Here is an 18325-nt window from a genome sequence, read left to right on the forward strand (position 1 = left end):
GCGCGGCCGAGGAGGCCGTGGCGAACCGCTGACGGGGACGTCGCGGCGTCGACCGGTGCGGACGGACGGGCATCCGGCCCGTCCGTCCGCACCCTCACGGCCGGGAGAAGGCCAGTCGCATCCACTGCGCGGCGAGCACCGCCATGGCGACGGCGGAAAGCACCAGTCCGATCCCGGGCCCGCCACCGGCGACGCCCGGGGCGGTGGCGGACTGCTGCGACCAGATGGCCAGGATGCCGTCGACGAAGGCGAACCACCCGCCGACGGCGCAGACCCAGGTCAGCCACCAACGCCGGGTGGCGAGTGCGACGGCGGAGGCGAGGACTCCGAAGCCGGTGGCGGTCGTGGCGAACAGCTGCGGGATCGCGTCGGTCCCGCCGAGCAGGACCTGCCACCCGGCGAGCCCGTCGACCCACGGCAGCACGAGTCCCACCAGGAGCACGAACACGGTCACGGCCACGGCGAAGCCATGCCTGCCGAACTCGACGGTCTTCACGGCACGGTGCAGCGCCGCCTCCGCATCGGCGGCCAGGTGACCCAGGTCGTCCCCGCGGTGGTCGTGGTCGCTGTCCGGCCTCGCCCGGTTCATCACGCACACCCCCCGTCACCACAGGCTCCGGCGGGTTCCGGCTCGGCCCGGGGCGCACCGAAGGACGGCAGTCCCAGCCCCACACCCCGGGTCTTCGGCCGCAGCCCGGCCTCGACGTTGTCCCCCGCCGCGGTCCGGCGGTGGGACAACAGGTCCGCGTCGGCGACCAGGTGGTGCGGGGCCGCGTAGGTCACCGTGGTCTCCACGACGTCCCCGGGCCGCACCTCCCGGTCCACCGCCCCGCCGGTCGGGGTGAAGTGGACCAGCCTGCCGTCCCGCGCGCGCCCGCTCAGCCGGTTGGTCTCGGCGTCCTTGCGCCCCTCGCCCACGGCGACCAGGAGTTCCGCCTTGCTCCCGACGAGAGCCCGGTTCTCCTCCCAGGAGATCTCGTTCTGCAGTGCCACGAGCCGCTCGTAGCGTTCCTGGACGACGTGCTTCGGGACCTGCTCGGCCATCTCGGCGGCGGGCGTGCCGGCGCGCGGCGAGTACTGGAACGTGAAGGCGCTGGAGAACCGAGCCTTGCGCACCACGTCGAGCGTGGCCTCGAAGTCCTCCTCCGTCTCCCCCGGAAAGCCGACGATGATGTCGGTGGTGATGGCCGCGTCCGGCATCGCCGCCCGCACCTTGTCGAGGATGGACAGGAACCGGCTCGACCGGTACGACCGGCGCATGGCCTTCAGCACCCGGTCGGATCCGGACTGCAACGGCATGTGCAGTTGCGGGCAGACGTTCGGGGTCCCGGCCATCGCGTCGATCACGTCGTCGGTGAACGCCGCCGGGTGCGGCGAGGTGAACCGCACCCGCTCCAGTCCGTCCACCGAGCCGCACGAACGCAGCAGCTTGCCGAACGCGTACCGGTCGCCGAACTCGACGCCGTAGGAGTTGACGTTCTGACCGAGCAGGGTGACCTCGGAGACCCCCTCGGCCACCAGCGCCTCGACCTCGGCGAGGATCTCGCCCGGCCGCCGGTCGCGCTCCTTGCCGCGCAGCGAGGGCACGATGCAGAAGGTGCAGGTGTTGTTGCACCCCACCGAGATCGACACCCAGCCGGAGTACGCCGACTCCCGCCGCGCGGGCAGCGTCGACGGGAACGTCTCCAGCGATTCGAGGATCTCGACCTGGGCCTCGTCGTTGTGCCGGGAACGTTCGAGCAGCGTGGGCAGCGCGGCGATGTTGTGCGTACCGAACACGGCGTCCACCCACGGCGCGCGGCGGACGATCTCGCCGCGGTCCTTCTGCGCCAGGCAGCCCCCGACGGCGATCTGCATGCCGGGCCTGCTCCGCTTGCTCGCCCGGAGGTGCCCCAGATGGCCGTAGAGCTTGTTGTCGGCGTTCTCCCGCACCGCGCAGGTGTTGAGCACCACGAGGTCCGGCGCGTCACCGCCGGTGACCGGCCGGTAACCGGCATCCTCCAGTTGGCCCGCGAGCCGCTCGGAGTCGTGGACGTTCATCTGACACCCGAAGGTGCGGATCTCGAAGGTCTTGCTACCGCTCACCGGGACTCCTGGTGCGCGCAGGCCGACAGGTACGTCTCCAGGGTAGGCCAGCCGGGTCGCGCCGCCGAACCGGCTCCGGCGGCCCCGACGGCTCCGGCGGGGCCGCCGTCCTCGGCACGCCCGGGTGCCCTCGAGTACGCCGTTCGGGCGTTCCGTCGCGCCGCCGGATCCGGTAAAGGTTCGGACACGTCTGCGCGATGCCCTTCCCGGGGCGCGGGCATGGACACGTATGGTGTCGTCCCGGCTCGAAACCCGGGCCCTATTGCCCCGAAGGTGTGAGCACCCGGTGTTACCGGTGACAGCCCGCGACCCGTGGCGTGCCGAGTGATGGAGGTCTGATGAGCACCGCGACGTCCGCCCCGCCGATGATCAAGGCGGCGGCGGTCAACAAGCACTTCGGCGACCTGCACGTGCTCCGGGACATCGACTTCGAGGTCCCGCGCGGACAGGTCGTGGTGGTTTTGGGCCCGTCCGGCTCCGGCAAGTCGACCCTCTGCCGGGCCATCAACCGTCTGGAACCCGTCGACTCCGGGGAACTCGCCGTGGACGGCGAGCCGCTGCCCGCCGAGGGGCGCGCACTCGCCGCGTTGCGGGCCGACGTCGGCATGGTGTTCCAGCAGTTCAACCTCTTCTCGCACAAGACGATCCTGGACAACGTCACGCTCGGGCCGATCAAGGTCCGGAAGACCTCCGCCGCCGAGGCCCGGGAGCAGGCGATGGAGCTGCTCGACCGGGTCGGTATCACCGACCAGGCGGACAAGTATCCCGCCCAGCTCTCCGGTGGCCAGCAACAGCGGGCGGCGATCGCACGGGCTCTGGCGATGCGGCCGAAGGTCATGCTGTTCGACGAGCCCACCTCCGCGCTCGATCCGGAAATGGTGCAGGAGGTCCTGGACACCATGACCGAGCTGGCCGACGAGGGCATGACGATGCTCGTGGTCACGCACGAGATGGGCTTCGCGCGCCGGGCCGCGCACCGCGTGGTGTTCATGTCCGACGGCGAGATCGTCGAGGATTCCACCCCCGAGGAGTTCTTCACCGCGCCGAAATCCGACCGCGCGCGGGACTTTCTTGGCAAGATCCTGACCCACTGACCGCCGGCGGCGCGCGCCGCCGTGGGAAGCCGGGGCGGCGCTGCCGCCGTGGAACCGGGGCGGCACTGCCGCCGTGGAAGCCGGGGCGGCACGAGCCGTCTCAACCGGAAAGAGGAGAGGTGCACATGAAGTTCCGCACCCTGGCGGCCGGTGTGCTGGCCGCGGGTCTCGTCCTGACCGCGTGCGGCAGAGAGGGTTCGCCCTCCGACAACGGAGAGGGCGGCGGAGGCGACGGCGACAACGCCGCGGCCGCGCTGAGCTACGAGGTCGCCTCGGACGTCACCGTCGAGGGTTCGCCCACCTTCCAGACGATCACCGACCGGGGCAACCCGATCGTCGGGGTGAAGGAGGACCAGCCCGGCCTCGGCGAGAAGGACGCCATGACCGGCGAGTTCAGCGGGTTCGACATCGAGATCGCGCGGATGGTCACCGCCCGGCTCGGCTTCGACCCGGGCGACATCGAGTACAAGGTCGTGCCCTCGGCCGGACGTGAACAGGCGCTGGTCAACGGCGACGTGGACTACTACGTCGGCACCTATACGATCAACGACAAGCGCAAGGAGCAGGTCGACTTCGCCGGCCCGTACTACGTCGCGGGCCAGAGCCTGCTGGTCTCCGCGGACAACGAGGACATCACGAGCAAGGACGACCTGAAGGGCAAGGCGGTCTGCTCGGTCAGCGGCTCGACGCCCATCCAGCGGGTGCGGGAACAGGGCCTGACCGAGAACATCGTCGAGCTGCAGACCTACTCGCAGTGCGTCACCCAGCTCCAGCAGGGCGAGGTCGACGCGGTCACCACCGACGACGCGATCCTGCTCGGCTACGCCGCCCAGGAGCCGGACAAGCTGAAGGTCGTCGGCGACACCTTCTCCGACGAGCCGTACGGCATCGGTCTGCCCAAGGGCGACGACGCCCTGCGGGAGAAGGTCAACGACATCCTGCAGGAGGCCATGGACGACGGCACCTGGCAGGAGATCTACGACGCCACGCTGGGCAAGTCCGGCATCGAGGCCGAGATGCCCACCATCGACCGGTACTGACGCCCGCGGTACCCGTTCCGGCCCGGTCACGGTCCACCCCGCTCACGCGGGTGGGCCGTGACCGGGCGCGCGCCCGCCCCACCGCTCGCGCTCCACCGAGGGAAATATGGACGTTCTGCTGGACAACCTCGACCTCTACGGTCCGGGCTTTCTCAACACCCTCACCCTGTTCGCCCTCGCGGCGATCGGCTCGCTGGTGCTGGGCACCGTCCTCGCGATGCTGCGGGTCTCGCCGGTGCCGATCCTGCGGGCCACCGGCGCCACCTACGTCACGCTGTTCCGCAACACGCCCCTGACGCTGCTGTTCTTCTTCTTCGCCTTCGCGTACCCGCTGCTGGAGATCGTCGACCTGTCGTACTTCGCCGCGGCGGTCGTGGCGCTGATCGTCTACACCTCGGCGTTCGTGTGCGAGGTGGTGCGGTCCGGCATCAACACCGTCCCGGTCGGCCAGGCCGAGGCGGCGCGCGCCGTGGGCCTGACCTTCGGCCAGATGCTCGGCCAAGTGGTGCTGCCGCAGGCCACCCGCTCGGTGGTCCCGCCGATGATGAGCACGATGATCGCGTTGCTGAAGAACACCACGATCGCGGCCGGCTTCTCCGTCGTCGAGGCCGGCGCGATCCAGAACTACCTCTCCGAACGCGGCTACAGCGTCATGGTGGGTCTGCTGTGGGTCGCGCTCGGCTTCGTGATCCTCGTCGTCCCGATGACCCTGCTGCAACGCAGCCTCGAGAAGCGCTGGAGCGTGGCCCGATGAGCGCGGTCCTGTACGACGTCCCCGGCCCGAGGGCCCGCGCGCGGCACCGCGTGTACGCCGTGGTCGGCGTGCTCGCGCTGGTGTCCTTCGTCGGTTTCGTGGTGTACCAGTTCGCCGACGCGGGCCAGTTCGACGGCGAGATGTGGGAGTGGATCCTCTACGAGCACGTCCAGCTCCAGCTCCTCGGAGCTCTGGGCAACACCCTGCGGGCGTTCGCGGTGGCCGCCGTGCTGGCGCTGGCCTTCGGCGCGATCTTCGCGGCGGGCCGGCTGTCCGACCACGCCGCCGTCCGGGTCCCGGCCACGATCATCGTCGAGTTCTTCCGTGCCGTCCCGCTCGTGGTGATGATCTTCTTCTTCTACTACGGGATCGGGGTGGGCGAGCCGTTCCACTCGGTGGTGTTCGGGCTGACGCTGTACAACGGCTCGGTGCTGGCCGAGGTCTTCCGCGCCGGGGTGCTGTCCCTGCCGAAGGGCCAGGGTGAGGCCGCCTATGCGATCGGGATGCGCAAGACCCAGGTGATGCGGTCGGTGCTGCTGCCCCAGGCACTGCGCGCGATGCTGCCCGCGATCATCAGCCAACTCGTCGTGCTGCTCAAGGACACCGCACTGGGCTTCCTCATCACCTACGAGGAGCTGCTGCGCTACGCCCGCTACTTGGGTGGCGTCGTTGACTTCGACCGGCCACTGGTCCCGGTGACCCTGGTGGTGGGCGCCATGTACATCGTCATGTGCCTGGCACTGACGGGCCTGGCGCGGTACCTGGAGTCCCGCAACCGCCGCAACCGCAAGGCCCCGGTCCCGCAGGTCACCCGCCGGAGCAACGACACGGCCCGCGAACACGAACCCCTGGAGTGACCGCACCCGGCGCGTGGCGTGGTGCCGTGAAGGACTCCCTGCCTGCGCTGAGACCGGGTTGCGGATCAGCTGCCCTTGCGGCGGAAGATCGTGTCGCCGAGCCAGACCAGGGGGTCGTAGCGGCGGTCGGCGACGCGTTCCTTCATCGGGATGAGCGCGTTGTCGGTGATGTGGATGTTCTCCGGGCACACCTCGGTGCAGCACTTGGTGATGTTGCAGTAGCCGAGGCCGTGCTCGGTCTGCGCCTCGTTGCGCCGGTCGGCCACGTCGAGCGGGTGCATCTCCAGCTCGGCGATCCGCATGAGGAACCGCGGCCCCGCGAACGCGGACTTGTTCTCCTCGTGGTCGCGGATCACGTGGCACACGTCCTGGCACAGGAAGCACTCGATGCACTTGCGGAACTCCTGCGACCGTTCGACGTCCTCCTGGGCCATCCGGTACTCGCCGGGCGCCCGCTCCGGCGGCGGCGCGAACGCCGGGACCTCACGGGCCTTGGTGTAGTTGTACGAGACGTCGGGAACCAGATCCCGGATCACGGGGAACGTGCGCATGGGGGTGACCGTGATGACCTCCCCCTCCTCGAAGATCGACATGCGGGTCATGCACAGCAGCCTCGGCCTGCCGTTCACCTCGGCCGAACAGGAGCCGCACTTGCCCGCCTTGCAGTTCCACCGCACCGCCAGGTCGGGCTCCTGGGTGGCCTGCAGCCGGTGGATCAGGTCCAGCACGACCTCGCCCTCGTTCGCCTGGACGGTGTAGTCCCGCAGTTCGCCGGAGTCCTCGTCACCCCGCCAGACGCGGAGGGTGGCCTCGTAGCTCATGTCACGGCGTCCTTTCCCCCGTGCGCGGTCAGTTCGTCCGCGGTGTAGTACTTCTCCAGCTCGGCGAGCTCGAACAGGTCGAGCAGGTCGGCACGCATCGGCTCCTGGGGCTTCGCCTCGACGGTCACCTCCGGCACCACGGCGGCCTCGTCGTCCCGTGCCGTACACACGAGCAGGGTGTTGCGCCACTCGGCGTCCATCGCCGGGTGGTCGTCGCGGGTGTGCCCACCCCGGCTCTCCGTGCGCCGCAGCGCCGCACGGGCGACCGACTCGCTGACCAGCAGCATGTTGCGCAGGTCCACCGCCGTGTGCCAACCGGGGTGGTACTCCCGGCTCCCCTCGACCGTGACGCCCGGGATCCTCGCGCGGATTCCGGCGAGCGCCTCGAGTGCCTTCTCGATCTCGTCGGCCGTGCGGATGATGCCCACCAACTCGTTCATGCACTGCTGCAGCTCGGCCTGCACCGCGTAGGGATTCTCCCGCCCGACCCCGTCCCGCGGGCCGTCGAACGGCGCGAGCGCGGTCCGCGCCGCCATCGCGACGTCCACCTCGGACACCCCGGGTCGCCGCCCCAGCGAGTCGACGTAGTCCGCCGCCCCGATCCCGGCCCGCCGTCCGAACACCAGCAGGTCGGACAACGAGTTGCCACCGAGCCGGTTCGACCCGTGCATCCCGCCCGCGCACTCCCCGGCGGAGAACAGCCCGGGCACACCCGCACGGGCCGTGTCCGGGTCCACCTCGATCCCACCCATCACGTAGTGGCAGGTCGGCCCGACCTCCATCGGTTCCCGGGTGATGTCCACATCGGCCAGCTCGCGGAACTGGTGGTACATCGACGGCAACCGACGCCGGATCTCCTCGGCGGGCAATCTGCTCGCGATGTCCAGGAACACCCCGCCGTGTGGCGAACCGCGTCCCTCCTTGACCTCGGCGTTGATCGCCCTGGCGACCTCGTCCCTCGGCAGCAGGTCCGGGGTCCGGCGGTGGTTGTCCGGGTCGGCGTACCAGCGGTCGGCCTCCTCGGCGCTCTCGGCGTACTGCCCCTTGAACACGTCCGGCACGTAGTCGAACATGAACCGCTCGCCCGCGGAGTTGCGCAGCACCCCGCCGTCCCCGCGGACGCCTTCGGTGACCAGGATCCCGTTCACACTGGGCGGCCAGACCATGCCGGTCGGGTGGAACTGGACGAACTCCATGTTGATCAGCGGCGCACCCGCACGCAGCGCCAGCGCGTGCCCGTCCCCGGTGTACTCCCAGGAGTTCGACGTGACCTCGAACGACTTGCCGATGCCGCCCGTCGCGAGGACCACGGCCGGGGTCTCGAACAGCACGAACCGGCCGGAGGCCCGTCGGTACCCGAACGCGCCGGCGATCGCGCCGTCCTGCTTCAGCAGTTCGGTCACCGTGCACTCGGCGAACACCGTCAGCTTCGCCTCGTAATCACCGTGGGCGGCGAAGTCCTCCTGCTGCAGCGAGACGATCTTCTGCTGCATGGTGCGGATCAGTTCGAGCCCGGTGCGGTCGCCCACGTGCGCCAGGCGGGGGTAGGTGTGCCCGCCGAAGTTGCGCTGGCTGATCCGGCCGTCGGCGGTCCGGTCGAACAGCGCGCCGTAGGTCTCCAGCTCCCACACCCGGTCGGAGGCCTCTTTCGCGTGCAGTTCGGCCATCCGCCAGTTGTTCAGGAACTTGCCCCCGCGCATGGTGTCACGGAAGTGCACCGCCCAGTCGTCGTTCGGGTTCACGTTGCCCATCGACGCCGCGCATCCGCCCTCCGCCATCACGGTGTGGGCCTTGCCGAACAGCGACTTGCACACCACCGCGACGCTCAGCCCCCGCTGCCGCGCCTCGATCGCGGCACGCAGACCCGCACCCCCGGCACCGATCACGACCACGTCGTAGCTGTGCCGTTCGACCTCGGTCATCGAAATGTGCCACCTCTGGTAGTCGGCACCGGTGTCCCGGTGCGGATTCTGACACCGGTGTCCCGGTGCGGATTCAGTTGACGAAACGCAGGTCCGGGATCGTGCCGGTGGACACCAGCCACACGTACAGGTCGGTGATCACCAACGAGGCGAGGGTGACCCACGCGAACTGCATGTGCCGGACGTTCATCCGGCTGACCCAGGTCCAGATCCGGTACCGCACCGGGTTCCGGGAGAAGTGCTTGAGCCGCCCGCCGGTGACGTGTCGGCACGAGTGGCAGGACAGCGTGTATCCCCACAGCAGCACCACGTTGACCAGAAGGATCACGTTCCCGAGGCCGAAGCCGAGCCCGCGTTCGCCGTCGAAGGCGAGGATCGCGTCGTAGGTGTTGATCAGCGTGATGACGAACGCCGCGTAGAAGAAGTACCGGTGCGCGTTCTGCAGGATCAGCGGGAGCCGGGTCTCGCCGGTGTAGCGGGGGTGCGGTTCGGTGACCGCGCACGCGGGCGGTGCGAACCAGAACGAGCGGTAGTACGCCTTCCGGTAGTAGTAACAGGTCAGGCGGAAGCCCAGCAGAAACGGCAGGGAGAGGAACGCCAGCGGGATGAACCCGGGCAGCTCCCCGATCGGCGTGCCGAAGTGGCTCGACCCCGCCACGCAGGAGTCACTGAGGCAGGGCGAGTAGAACGGTGTCAGGTAGTGGTTCTCGGCGTCCCAGTACCCCTCGCGCAGGAACGACCGGACGGTCGCGTAGACGACGAAGGTGGCGAGCCCGAGTGCGGTGAGCAGCGGAGGCAGCCACCACCGGTCGGTGCGCAGGGTACGGCCACCCGGGGTGGACCCGGCCGGCCGCGCCGCGGCCCGGTGCGGTGCGGTGTTCACGGAGTCGGTCACGGATCCCTGCCCGGGCCGGTCAGTGCTGGTCACGCTGATGACCGCCCACGCCCTCGTCGTCCGCACCCTTCCACAGGTCCGGGTCGTACGGCGTGTCCGGCACCGGGACGACGTCGGTCCGGCCGGCGGCCCGGCCCTGGACCGGCACGGGCGGTGTCTGCGCGAGGTCGCCCGCGTCGATGTCGAGCCGGTCGACGTCGTTGGCGATCCGGCGGACCGCGGCCGCCTCGCCGTAGCGGGACCGCAACGCACCGACGCACTGTCTGAGCTGGCCGATCGCCCGGCGCAGCTCGCTCAGTTCCGCACTGGACATTCTCACCCTCCGAGGTCGTTGTCCCACCGGTCGCTGCCGACAGCGCCGACTCTGCCCCGACACAGGACGTGTGACAAGTCACAACCCGCGCGTGTCCGGCGTGATCGGGATCACTCATCCTGCCCTACTTAATCGATTTTGTGCGCGCCGAGCTCGACTGTATCGTGTCAGTGATCCACGGCCGCGAGCGTCAGTGCCGCCGTCCGCTGCCTGTCCTGATCACACTGAGCGACCGGGAGCGCCGTTGACCTCTCTCCACCCCGTCCTCGCGGACGTCACCGACCGCATCACCCGCCGCAGCGAGGCCACCCGCCGGGACTACCTCGACCGCGTCGCCGCCGCCGCGGCGGAGGGACCCGCCCGGGCGGGCCTGGGCTGCAGCAACCTCGCGCACGGTTTCGCCGCCTACTCCGGCACCGACCGCGCGGCGCTGCGCGGTCTGCGCAAACCGGGAGTGGCGATCGTGTCCGCGTACAACGACCTGCTGTCGGCGCACCAGCCGCTCGGCACGTTCCCCGAGCGGATCAAACGGGCCACCCGGGACGCCGGGGGCGTGGCGCAGTTCGCCGGCGGCGTGCCCGCGATGTGCGACGGCATCACCCAGGGCCGCACCGGGATGGAACTGTCCCTGTTCAGCCGGGACGTGATCGCGATGGCCACCGGCGTCGCGCTGTCCCACGAGATGTTCGACGCCGCGCTGCTGCTCGGCGTGTGCGACAAGATCGTTCCCGGGCTGCTCATCGGCGCGCTGTCGTTCGGGCACCTGCCCGCCGTACTCGTCCCCGCGGGGCCGATGACCTCGGGCCTGCCGAACCGGGAGAAGGCCCGGGTGCGGCAGGACTACGCCGAGGGCAGGGCCACCCGCGCCGACCTGCTCGACGCCGAGGCCGCCTCCTACCACTCCCCCGGCACCTGCACCTTCTACGGCACCGCCAACTCGAATCAGCTCGTGGTCGAGGTGATGGGTCTGCACCTGCCGGGGGCGAGCTTCGTCCATCCCGGCACCGACCTGCGCGACGCGCTGACCGAGGAGGCGGCGCGCCGCGCCGTGGAGATTTCGCGGGGCGACGGGTACACCCCGCTCGCCGAGGTGATCGACGAGCGCGCCGTCGTCAACGGCCTCGTCGCGTTGCTGGCCACCGGCGGGTCGCCCAACCACACGCTCCACCTGGTGGCCGTCGCCGCGGCCGCGGGAATCCAACTGACCTGGGACGACTTCGCCGACCTCTCGGCGGTCGTGCCGCTCGTGGCCAGCGTCTACCCGAACGGCAGCGCCGACATCAACCACTTCCACGCCGCCGGGGGCGTCCAGGTCCTCGTCGGTTCCCTGCTCGACGCCGGGCTGCTGCACCCGGACGTGCGGACCGTGGCCGGGGACGGTCTGCACCGCTACCGGTCCGAACCCGTTCTCGACGACGGGCGACTCACCTGGCGCGAGGTCGAGACCCGCAGTCTCGACGAGGATGTGCTCCGGCCTCCGCAACGGCCGTTCGCACCGGAGGGCGGCCTGCGGGTGGTGGACGGCAACCTCGGCCGCGCCGTCGTCAAGGTCTCCGCCGTCGCCCCCGAACACCGTGTCGTGCGGGCACCGGCACGGGTGTTCGCCACGCAGACGGAGTTCGACGACGCCTTCCGCGCGGGCGAGCTGGATCGCGACGTCGTGGTCGTGCTCCCGCACCACGGGGCCCGCGCCCGCGGGATGCCGGAACTGCACGGCCTGATCCCCGCACTCGGCTCCCTGATGGACCGGGGGTACCGCGTCGCACTCGTCACGGACGGGCGCATGTCCGGCGCCTCCGGCAAGGTCCCGGCGGCGATCCACCTCAGTCCGGAAGCCGCGGACGGGCCCCTGGCACGCGTGGCCGACGGGGACCTCGTCCACCTCGACGCCGACACCGGGCGGCTGGACCTGCACGTGGACCCGGCCACCCTCGCCGCCCGCACCCCCTCCACCCCGCCGGACGAGCACACGTGGGTCGGCACGGGCCGAGAATTGTTCCGTGCCCTGCGCCGCGGTGTCGGCACCCCCGAACAGGGCGCGAGCGTGTTCACCCCCACGGCGGCGACCAGCGCGGCGGAGAACGCCCCGGAGAACGCCCCGGAGAGCGGCGCGGAGAGGAGGACGGCGTGAACGGGAACGGATCTCGGACACCCGACCCCCGGGGGCTGCTCGGCCTGTCCCCGGTCCTGCCGGTCGTCGTGCTGGACGACGCCGACGCCGCCGTGGCCACCGCGCGCGCCCTGTTGGCGGGTGGGGTCGGCGTCATGGAGGTGACCCTGCGGACCCCCGCCGCGCTGGAGGCGATCACCCGGATCCGGCTCGAGGTACCGGACATCGTCGTGGGTGCGGGGACCGTCACCCGCCCGGACCACGCCGACCGTGCCGCGCACGCCGGTGCGACGTTCCTGGTGACCCCCGGCCAGACCGACACGTTGCTGGACGCGGCCGTCGCCACCGGGCTGCCCGTCCTGCCCGGGGTGGCCACGGTCTCCGAGGCGCTGCGGGCGGCCGAGCGGGGGCTCGACACGCTGAAGTTTTTCCCGGCCGAGGCGAGCGGTGGACCCGCGGCGCTGTCGGCCTTCGCCGGACCGCTGCCCGACCTCCGGTTCTGTCCGACCGGAGGGATCACCCCGGCCAACGCCGCGCGATACCTGGCACTGCCCAACGTCGACTGTGTCGGCGGCTCCTGGCTCACCCCGGCGGACGCGATCGCCGCCCGTGATCTCGGCAGGATTGAGACACTGGCACGCGAGGCCACCACGCCGGCCGCCTGAACCGGGCCACCCCGGCCGGCCCGGCGCGGGACACGGCGTGAATCACCACGGGGAACACCGTGCGGATCGCTGTGTGGATCGCCGTGTGAACCACCGCGAACGGGAGGGGAGAACGTCCGGTGCACTGGGACTGGTTCACCGCCGACGGGTACTGGGCGTCCCGCCTGGTGTTCCAGAAGCTACTGGCCGCGATCTACGTGGTGGCCTTCGCGTGTGCGTGGAACCAGTTCCGGGCGTTGCTCGGGGAGCGCGGCCTGCTGCCGATCCCCGAGTTCGTCCGCCGCGTCCCCGCGCGCGAGGCACCCAGCCTGTTCCACTGGCACTACAGCGACCGGTTCTTCGCCGTCGTCGCCGGGACCGGGATCGCGGTGTCGGCGGCGTTGCTGCTCGGTGCGGGCGACCGGGTTCCGGTGTGGGCCGCCCTGCTGCTGTGGGCGGTGCCGTGGGTGCTGTACCTCTCGATCGTCAACGTGGGCCAGGCCTGGTACTCGTTCGGCTGGGAGTCGCTGCTGCTGGAGGCCGGGTTCCTCGCGATCTTCCTCGGTCCCGCGCACACCGGTGTGCCACTGCCGATCCTGCTGCTGCTGGTGTGGTTGCTGTTCCGCGTGGAGTTCGGCGCGGGGCTGATCAAGCTGCGGGGTGACCCGTGCTGGCGGAACCTCACGTGTCTGCACTACCACCACGAGACACAGCCCATGCCCGGCCCGTTGAGCTGGTACTTCCACCACGCACCCGGCTGGGCACACCGGGCGGAGGTGCTGGCCAACCACGTGGCACAGCTCGTCGTGCCGTTCGTCCTGTTCGCGCCGCAGCCCGCGGCGACCGTGGCGGCCTTCCTCGTCCTCATCACCCAGGGCTGGCTCCTGCTCAGCGGGAATTTCGCGTGGCTGAACATGCTGACGATGGCGCTCGCGGTGCCCGTGATCGACGGGCGGCTGTGGCCGTGGGCACCGCCCGAACCCCCCGCCGACCCGCCGCTCTGGTACGGCGCGGTGGTCGTCGCGGTGACCGTGCTCGTCGTGGTGCTCAGCTACTGGCCCGTGCGCAACCTGATCGGGCGCGGACAGGTCATGAACACCACCTACAACCGGTGGCACCTGGTCAACTCCTACGGGGCGTTCGGCAGCGTCACCCGGGACCGCTACGAGGTGATCATCGAGGGCACCACCGACGCCCACCTCGGCGAGGACACGACCTGGCGGGAGTACGAGTTCAAGGGCAAGCCGGGCGACCCGTACCGGAGGCCGCCGCAGATCGCGCCCTACCACCTCCGACTGGACTGGATGCTGTGGTTCGTCTCGCTGTCCTCCCGCTACGGGGGCCGGTGGCTGCCCGCACTGGCGACCCGGCTCCTCGACGGCGACCCCACCGTCCGCCGCCTGCTCCGGCACGACCCCTTCGACGGCGAACCACCGCGGTTCCTCCGCGCCCGGTTGTTCCACTACCGCTTCACCACCCGCGCCGAACGCCGGGACACCGGCGCCTGGTGGGTACGGGAGCCGGTGGGCGCCGTGGTCCGCACCAGCCGCCTGGCCCCCGACGGCACCCCGATCCCGGTCCCCCTCCCCGACTGACCCACCCACCCCCGCGAGTCGACACTCCACGACCGCGAGTCGACACCCCGGAACCGCGAGTTGACGTACCAGGGCTTCGAGTCGGCACCCGGACCGCGAGGCTCCCGAGTGAGGCCCGGTGCGTACGCGGGCACGCAGGCTCGTCAGCCCGTCCGCACGAGGTGTCGATCCGTCCGCGCGAGGTGTGAACCCGTGGGCGTGAGGTGTCGACTCGCCTGCACGGGATGTCGACTCGCGGGCACGGGGTCTCGACTCGCGGTCAGGGGTCGGTGAGTTCGGTGCGGACGACCGAGTAGGACAGCCCCTCCGGGTAGCCCTTGCGGGCCAGCATGGCGAGCAGGCGGCGGGTGGCCTTCTGCTCGTCCACACCGGTCATCGTGCGCAGCTTCTTGCGGACCAGTTCCCGCGCGCGCTGCTCCTCCGACTCCTCGCCGATCTCGTTCGCCGCCTCGGCGGCGACCTCGGCGTCCACACCCTTGCGTTTCAGTTCGGCCACCAGGGCACGGCGGCCCAGGCCCTTGTGGGTGTGCCGCGAACGCACCCACGTCTCGGCGAACGCCGCGTCGTCGACCAGCCCGGCGTCGTCCAACTTGGCGAGCAGGCTCCCGGCGATCTCCTCGTCACAGCCCTTCCGCGCCAGCGCCTGCCGCAGTTCCTCCCGGGTGCGGGGGCGGGCGGCCAGGAGGTCGAAACAGAACTCCCTGGCCTTACGCCGCGCCTCCTCCGGCGGCAGATCCGCCATCGACTGCGCCATGAGCGGCCGGTCCCTAGAACTCGGCCGACGCCGGCTCGTCCGTCGACTCGGCCTCGGCCTTGGCGGCCCCGACGCCCAACTTCTCCTTGATCCGCTTCTCGATCTCGTTCGCGACGTCCGGGTTGTCCCGGAGGAACCGGCGCGCGTTCTCCTTGCCCTGACCGAGCTGGTCGCCCTCGTAGGTGTACCAGGCACCGGACTTGCGCACGAAGCCGTGATCCACCCCCATGTCGATCAACGAACCCTCGCGGGAGATCCCGACGCCGTAGAGGATGTCGAACTCGGCCTGCTTGAACGGCGGGGCGACCTTGTTCTTGACCACCTTCACCCGGGTGCGGTTGCCGACCGGCTCACCGCCGTCCTTCAGCGTCTCGATCCGGCGCACGTCCAGCCGCACGGAGGCGTAGAACTTCAACGCCTTCCCACCGGTCGTCGTCTCGGGGCTGTTATGCACCATGACCCCGTCGACGAAATAGTTGTGGTTCCCTTCGACCTCGATGTCGAAGCGGTGCATGGACCGGGTCGCCGGCTTCGTGTGGATGTCGAGGACCCGGGCGGGCGTCGGCCGCATTCGTGGCTCGGCGAACTCAGGCTGAACGGAGCACCGCCCCCGCAACCGGGGCAGCAGCTTGTACTCCATCGACGTCGGCACGTACGGGGCGATCATCTCCTGGAACCGCTCGGTCGCCGCCGTCGAGAAGCGCAGGACCGCCATTCCCCGGGCGCCGCGGTAACCGAGCTGGACGTCGAGGTCGTAGCTGTCCCGGAGGTGGTCGAGCAGCCGGGTCCTGGTGTCGGTTCCCATCGCCTCGACACAGATCTCGATCCGGCCGCTGCCCCCTTCGGTGCGTTGCTGCACACCCTTCGAGCGCATCGTGAAACTGCCGTCGTCCAGGTACCAGACCGCGAGCGCCAACGGAGTCAGCGCCTTCAGGTAGTCCCAAGATAGGTGCTTCTTGCCGTCACCGAAGTAGACGGCGCGGCGGATCTCGGCCAACTCCGGAAGTGGCGTGAAATCCGCGAACGAGGCGCCCTTGTCGTTCGCGGACCTCGTGCAGGAAACATTACCCAGCAGCGACACCTTCCAATCGAGGTATTCCGTCCGCTGCGCACCGTGCCCCATCCGGAACCGTACGCCCGAACGGTCATGCCGATTCGGGGAGATGCTCCCGTCGCCCATCAGGGACCCGAGCACCAACTGCCACTGCTGTTCCGACAGGACTTCCTTCTCGTTCGCCATCACCCGGTCGCCCGGGGTCAACTCACCCGCGTGCCGCCACCCGCCGGGCGTCCGGACGAGGTGGTTCTCCGTCGCGGCGAACTGGGCGCGTCCGTTCCCTCCGGATTTCTCCACCGTGAACTGGAGGAATTCCTCCGCCGGCCCGTTGTCGAACCAGTCGACGACCTTGCGCGGAACGACACGGTCCGCGTCCGGATCGTACGAGAGGACCTCGACCGGGAGTTTCTGGTTGACGATCTTCCCGATCTTCTCCTGACTTCCGTCGGCCAGGGTCACCCGTGTGGAGTAATTGAAACATCCGAACATCACACCGACTTTTTCGCGGAGTTGGTTGATGAAAATGGCGGTGGTTCCGGAATTGTGCAGTGCGCCGGTGATCTTGCGGAGTGCCTGGCTCATCAGGCGGGCCTGCAGCCCCACGTGCGAGTCGCCCATCTCGCCCTCGATCTCGGCCCGGGGCACCAGCGCGGCGACCGAGTCGATCACGACGACGTCCAGGGCGCCGGAGCGGATCAGCATGTCCGCGATCTCCAGCGCCTGTTCCCCGGTGTCCGGCTGGGAGACCAGCAGGGCGTCGGTGTCCACGCCGAGCACCTTCGCGTACTCCGGGTCCAGGGCGTGCTCGGCGTCGATGAACGCCGCGATGCCCCCGCCCTTCTGCGCGTTGGCGACGGCGTGCAGGGCGACCGTCGTTTTACCGGAGGACTCCGGCCCGTACACCTCGACCACACGTCCCTTGGGCAGCCCGCCCACGCCGAGGGAGATGTCCAGCGCGATGGCTCCGGTCGGGATGGCCTCGACCGGCGGCCGGTTGTCCTCGCCGAGCCGCATCACCGAGCCCTTGCCGAACTGTTTGTCGATCTGCGCGATGGCGAGATCGAGTGCCTTGCCCTTGTCCGGCGCTGCTGGCATGGAATCCACCTCATTGACTGCTGGCTGTTTGGCTGCCGTCCCCGCCCCGGTACCCGGAAGAGGCCGGACGGCCGTGTGGCGTCACCCCGGAAGGCGTGGTGTCGGGTCCGACGGTACGGGGCCCGTCCGACAGTTTCGACGCCACGACCGCCACGTTGTGGACCGACGACTGCCTGTGGACAACACCCTAGCCGAACACCTGTTCGACGTCGAATCGACACACCGGCATGGTAAGCTCTTTCGCTTCTCTCCACCCACCACCGGCACCACGGAGCGCGGGAACGGTGCCGGCGGGGCCGGTCAGCGCCGTTCGGCGGGGATGTCGAACTCCGCGCACACCTGACGCCAGATCTCCTTCGGGGAGACCCCCTCGTCCAGGGCCCGCTCGATCGTGCGCCCGCCGAGGCCGCTGAGGACGTGGTCGGCGGACAGCGTCTCGGCCCGCGCGGCCCCGAACTCCTCGGCCATCAGCCGCCGGAAAACCGTGATCCGCATCGGTTCCAGGGTAGTCCGGCTGCGGCAGGGTCCCGGCCCCCGCCGTACGGTGAGGGCATGCTGCTCGCACAGGAAGCGTCCGAGCTGGGCTCACTGGCTCTGCGGATCGCCGCGATCGCCGTCGTGGCGTCCGCGCTGATCGTTCTGATCATCACGGTGCGCAACAACCGGCGGAAGTGACGCCCGGACCGCCGCCCGGCCCGCGGGGCGGAGCCGGTCACTCACCGGGCTGCACGGTGCGCTCGAAGTAGTCGGCCATCGCGTCGGGCGAGGTCGGCTCGCCGTCCCCGTCGACGTCGAGCTGGTACACGAATCCGGCCACCGGTCGGTCCCGCACGGTGAACACCAGCACCGACGCGGTTCTCCCGGCCGCCGCGGCGTAGCTGCCGTCGAGCGCGTTGCCCCGCCAATCCGCGCGGACCTGCTGGAGGCCGCCCGTCCGGGTCAGCAGGCTCTGGGTGGACCGCTCGACCGCGCCGTCGGCACCGCCGTGCAGATACGTGATCTGCGCACCCGGCAGTCCCGGGGCGGAACAGGTCACGCTCGCGCCGAGTTCCGCTCCGTCGACCGCGGCGGCCGCGGGGCCGGTCCCCGTACCCGGTTCGCAGTCCGCACCCTCCGGCAGGGTTCCCGCGAGCTGGCGCAGGCACCCGGTGAAACCCTGCGCGTCCACACTGCCCGGTTCGGCGCACTCGGCCGCGGTGTAGGTGGTCACCGTGGGCCCGGCGGTGAGCCACAGGACCGCCCCGACACCCAGCCCGATCGCGACCACGCCGATCGCCGAGCCGACCAGC

General features: G+C 70.3%; 17 protein-coding genes and 3 pseudogenes. 8 read left to right on the plus strand and 12 right to left on the minus strand.

All coding sequences use genetic code 11. The features are described from left to right. Nucleotides 1–94: 94 nt before the first annotated feature. The gene (locus SACHA_RS0100495) at nt 95–589 is read right to left on the minus strand and encodes an Rv2732c family membrane protein (protein ID WP_019806315.1); all 495 of its coding nucleotides are present in this window, start codon (nt 587–589) and stop codon (nt 95–97) included. After that, the gene (miaB, locus tag SACHA_RS0100500; RefSeq protein WP_019806316.1) at nt 589–2085 is read right to left on the minus strand and encodes a tRNA (N6-isopentenyl adenosine(37)-C2)-methylthiotransferase MiaB; all 1497 of its coding nucleotides are present in this window, start codon (nt 2083–2085) and stop codon (nt 589–591) included. Before miaB ends, SACHA_RS0100495 begins: the two co-directional genes overlap by 1 nt. A 365-nt stretch (nt 2086–2450) precedes the next feature. Here miaB and SACHA_RS0100505 point away from each other — a divergent pair, with 365 nt between their 5' ends. The 4 genes from SACHA_RS0100505 to SACHA_RS0100520 all read left to right on the plus strand — a co-directional run bounded on the left by SACHA_RS0100505 (nt 2451) and on the right by SACHA_RS0100520 (nt 5830). Beyond that, nucleotides 2451–3179 (plus strand): amino acid ABC transporter ATP-binding protein, encoded by a 729-nt coding sequence (locus SACHA_RS0100505; RefSeq protein ID WP_198010074.1) that lies wholly within the window; start codon nt 2451–2453, stop codon nt 3177–3179. Nucleotides 3180–3304: 125 nt separating this feature from the next. Next, nucleotides 3305–4219 (plus strand): glutamate ABC transporter substrate-binding protein, encoded by a 915-nt coding sequence (locus tag SACHA_RS0100510; RefSeq protein WP_019806318.1) that lies wholly within the window; start codon nt 3305–3307, stop codon nt 4217–4219. A gap of 106 nt (nt 4220–4325) precedes the next feature. Beyond that, nucleotides 4326–4973 (plus strand): amino acid ABC transporter permease, encoded by a 648-nt coding sequence (locus tag SACHA_RS0100515; protein ID WP_019806320.1) that lies wholly within the window; start codon nt 4326–4328, stop codon nt 4971–4973. Further along, complete coding sequence (locus tag SACHA_RS0100520; protein WP_019806323.1) at nt 4970–5830, plus strand: amino acid ABC transporter permease; 861 nt, start codon at nt 4970–4972, stop codon at nt 5828–5830. The genes SACHA_RS0100515 and SACHA_RS0100520 overlap by 4 nt, the downstream gene beginning before the upstream one ends. Nucleotides 5831–5895: 65 nt before the next feature. Here SACHA_RS0100520 and SACHA_RS0100525 read toward each other — a convergent pair whose 3' ends face one another. The 4 genes from SACHA_RS0100525 to SACHA_RS0100540 form a co-directional block, all read right to left on the minus strand. Then, complete coding sequence (locus tag SACHA_RS0100525; protein ID WP_019806324.1) at nt 5896–6651, minus strand: succinate dehydrogenase/fumarate reductase iron-sulfur subunit; 756 nt, start codon at nt 6649–6651, stop codon at nt 5896–5898. Continuing rightward, complete coding sequence (locus SACHA_RS0100530) at nt 6648–8573, minus strand: fumarate reductase/succinate dehydrogenase flavoprotein subunit (protein ID WP_019806326.1); 1926 nt, start codon at nt 8571–8573, stop codon at nt 6648–6650. The genes SACHA_RS0100525 and SACHA_RS0100530 overlap by 4 nt, the downstream gene beginning before the upstream one ends. A 73-nt stretch (nt 8574–8646) precedes the next feature. Further along, complete coding sequence (locus tag SACHA_RS0100535; RefSeq protein ID WP_051110050.1) at nt 8647–9456, minus strand: hypothetical protein; 810 nt, start codon at nt 9454–9456, stop codon at nt 8647–8649. Nucleotides 9457–9487: 31 nt separating this feature from the next. After that, nucleotides 9488–9781: a hypothetical protein gene (locus SACHA_RS0100540; RefSeq protein ID WP_019806330.1), complete on the minus strand. Its 294-nt coding sequence runs from the start codon at nt 9779–9781 to the stop codon at nt 9488–9490. Between the two features lie 244 nt (nt 9782–10025). Here SACHA_RS0100540 and edd point away from each other — a divergent pair, with 244 nt between their 5' ends. The 3 genes from edd (at nt 10026) to SACHA_RS0100555 (ending at nt 14130) form a co-directional block, all read left to right on the plus strand. Continuing rightward, nucleotides 10026–11912 (plus strand): phosphogluconate dehydratase, encoded by a 1887-nt coding sequence (gene edd, locus SACHA_RS0100545; RefSeq protein ID WP_019806332.1) that lies wholly within the window; start codon nt 10026–10028, stop codon nt 11910–11912. Continuing rightward, nucleotides 11909–12556, plus strand: a complete 648-nt coding sequence (eda, locus tag SACHA_RS0100550) for a bifunctional 4-hydroxy-2-oxoglutarate aldolase/2-dehydro-3-deoxy-phosphogluconate aldolase (protein ID WP_019806333.1) — start codon at nt 11909–11911, stop codon at nt 12554–12556. Before edd ends, eda begins: the two co-directional genes overlap by 4 nt. 119 nt (nt 12557–12675) lie before the next feature. Then, nucleotides 12676–14130, plus strand: coding sequence for a lipase maturation factor family protein (locus SACHA_RS0100555; RefSeq protein WP_019806334.1), 1455 nt, complete (start codon nt 12676–12678; stop codon nt 14128–14130). 259 nt (nt 14131–14389) lie between these two features. On the opposite strand, the gene SACHA_RS0100560 is transcribed toward SACHA_RS0100555, so the two are convergent. From SACHA_RS0100560 to SACHA_RS0100570, 5 genes and pseudogenes are all read right to left on the minus strand, one after another. After that, nucleotides 14390–14884: a regulatory protein RecX gene (locus tag SACHA_RS0100560; protein ID WP_019806335.1), complete on the minus strand. Its 495-nt coding sequence runs from the start codon at nt 14882–14884 to the stop codon at nt 14390–14392. A 13-nt stretch (nt 14885–14897) separates the two neighbouring features. After that, nucleotides 14898–15398, minus strand: coding sequence for a hypothetical protein (locus SACHA_RS26395; protein WP_269634129.1), 501 nt, complete (start codon nt 15396–15398; stop codon nt 14898–14900). A gap of 171 nt (nt 15399–15569) precedes the next feature. Further along, nucleotides 15570–16430 (minus strand): annotated as a pseudogene (locus tag SACHA_RS26400) (intein-containing recombinase RecA); the annotation flags it as partial. Beyond that, nucleotides 16422–17036 (minus strand): annotated as a pseudogene (recA, locus tag SACHA_RS26405) (recombinase RecA); the annotation flags it as partial. The pseudogenes recA and SACHA_RS26400, both read right to left, overlap by 9 nt. A gap of 300 nt (nt 17037–17336) precedes the next feature. Continuing rightward, a complete protein-coding gene (locus SACHA_RS0100570) occupies nt 17337–17531 on the minus strand; it encodes a DUF3046 domain-containing protein (protein ID WP_007024190.1) in 195 nt (64 codons plus the stop codon). A 57-nt stretch (nt 17532–17588) separates the two neighbouring features. On the opposite strand from SACHA_RS0100570, the gene SACHA_RS26410 reads away from it, so the two are divergent. After that, entirely contained in the window at nt 17589–17711 is a 123-nt protein-coding gene (locus SACHA_RS26410; protein ID WP_019806337.1) for a hypothetical protein, read from the plus strand. Nucleotides 17712–17748: 37 nt separating this feature from the next. Here SACHA_RS26410 and SACHA_RS19560 read toward each other — a convergent pair. Continuing rightward, nucleotides 17749–18325, minus strand: a pseudogene (locus SACHA_RS19560) (Hsp70 family protein); the annotation flags it as partial.

The sequence above is a fragment of the Saccharomonospora halophila 8 genome (assembly GCF_000383775.1).
Taxonomy (GTDB): domain Bacteria; phylum Actinomycetota; class Actinomycetes; order Mycobacteriales; family Pseudonocardiaceae; genus Saccharomonospora; species Saccharomonospora halophila.

Coding starts and splice junctions, on each gene's coding strand:
- SACHA_RS0100495 (WP_019806315.1), bottom strand. CDS start 589: ATGAACCGGGCGAGGCCGGACAGCGACCACGACCACCGCGGGGACGAC.
- SACHA_RS0100505 (WP_198010074.1), top strand. CDS start 2,451: ATGATCAAGGCGGCGGCGGTCAACAAGCACTTCGGCGACCTGCACGTG.
- SACHA_RS0100510 (WP_019806318.1), top strand. CDS start 3,305: ATGAAGTTCCGCACCCTGGCGGCCGGTGTGCTGGCCGCGGGTCTCGTC.
- SACHA_RS0100515 (WP_019806320.1), top strand. CDS start 4,326: ATGGACGTTCTGCTGGACAACCTCGACCTCTACGGTCCGGGCTTTCTC.
- SACHA_RS0100520 (WP_019806323.1), top strand. CDS start 4,970: ATGAGCGCGGTCCTGTACGACGTCCCCGGCCCGAGGGCCCGCGCGCGG.
- SACHA_RS0100525 (WP_019806324.1), bottom strand. CDS start 6,651: ATGAGCTACGAGGCCACCCTCCGCGTCTGGCGGGGTGACGAGGACTCC.
- SACHA_RS0100530 (WP_019806326.1), bottom strand. CDS start 8,573: ATGACCGAGGTCGAACGGCACAGCTACGACGTGGTCGTGATCGGTGCC.
- SACHA_RS0100540 (WP_019806330.1), bottom strand. CDS start 9,781: ATGTCCAGTGCGGAACTGAGCGAGCTGCGCCGGGCGATCGGCCAGCTC.
- SACHA_RS0100560 (WP_019806335.1), bottom strand. CDS start 14,884: ATGGCGCAGTCGATGGCGGATCTGCCGCCGGAGGAGGCGCGGCGTAAG.
- SACHA_RS26395 (WP_269634129.1), bottom strand. CDS start 15,398: ATGCACCGCTTCGACATCGAGGTCGAAGGGAACCACAACTATTTCGTC.
- SACHA_RS0100570 (WP_007024190.1), bottom strand. CDS start 17,531: ATGCGGATCACGGTTTTCCGGCGGCTGATGGCCGAGGAGTTCGGGGCC.
- SACHA_RS26410 (WP_019806337.1), top strand. CDS start 17,589: ATGCTGCTCGCACAGGAAGCGTCCGAGCTGGGCTCACTGGCTCTGCGG.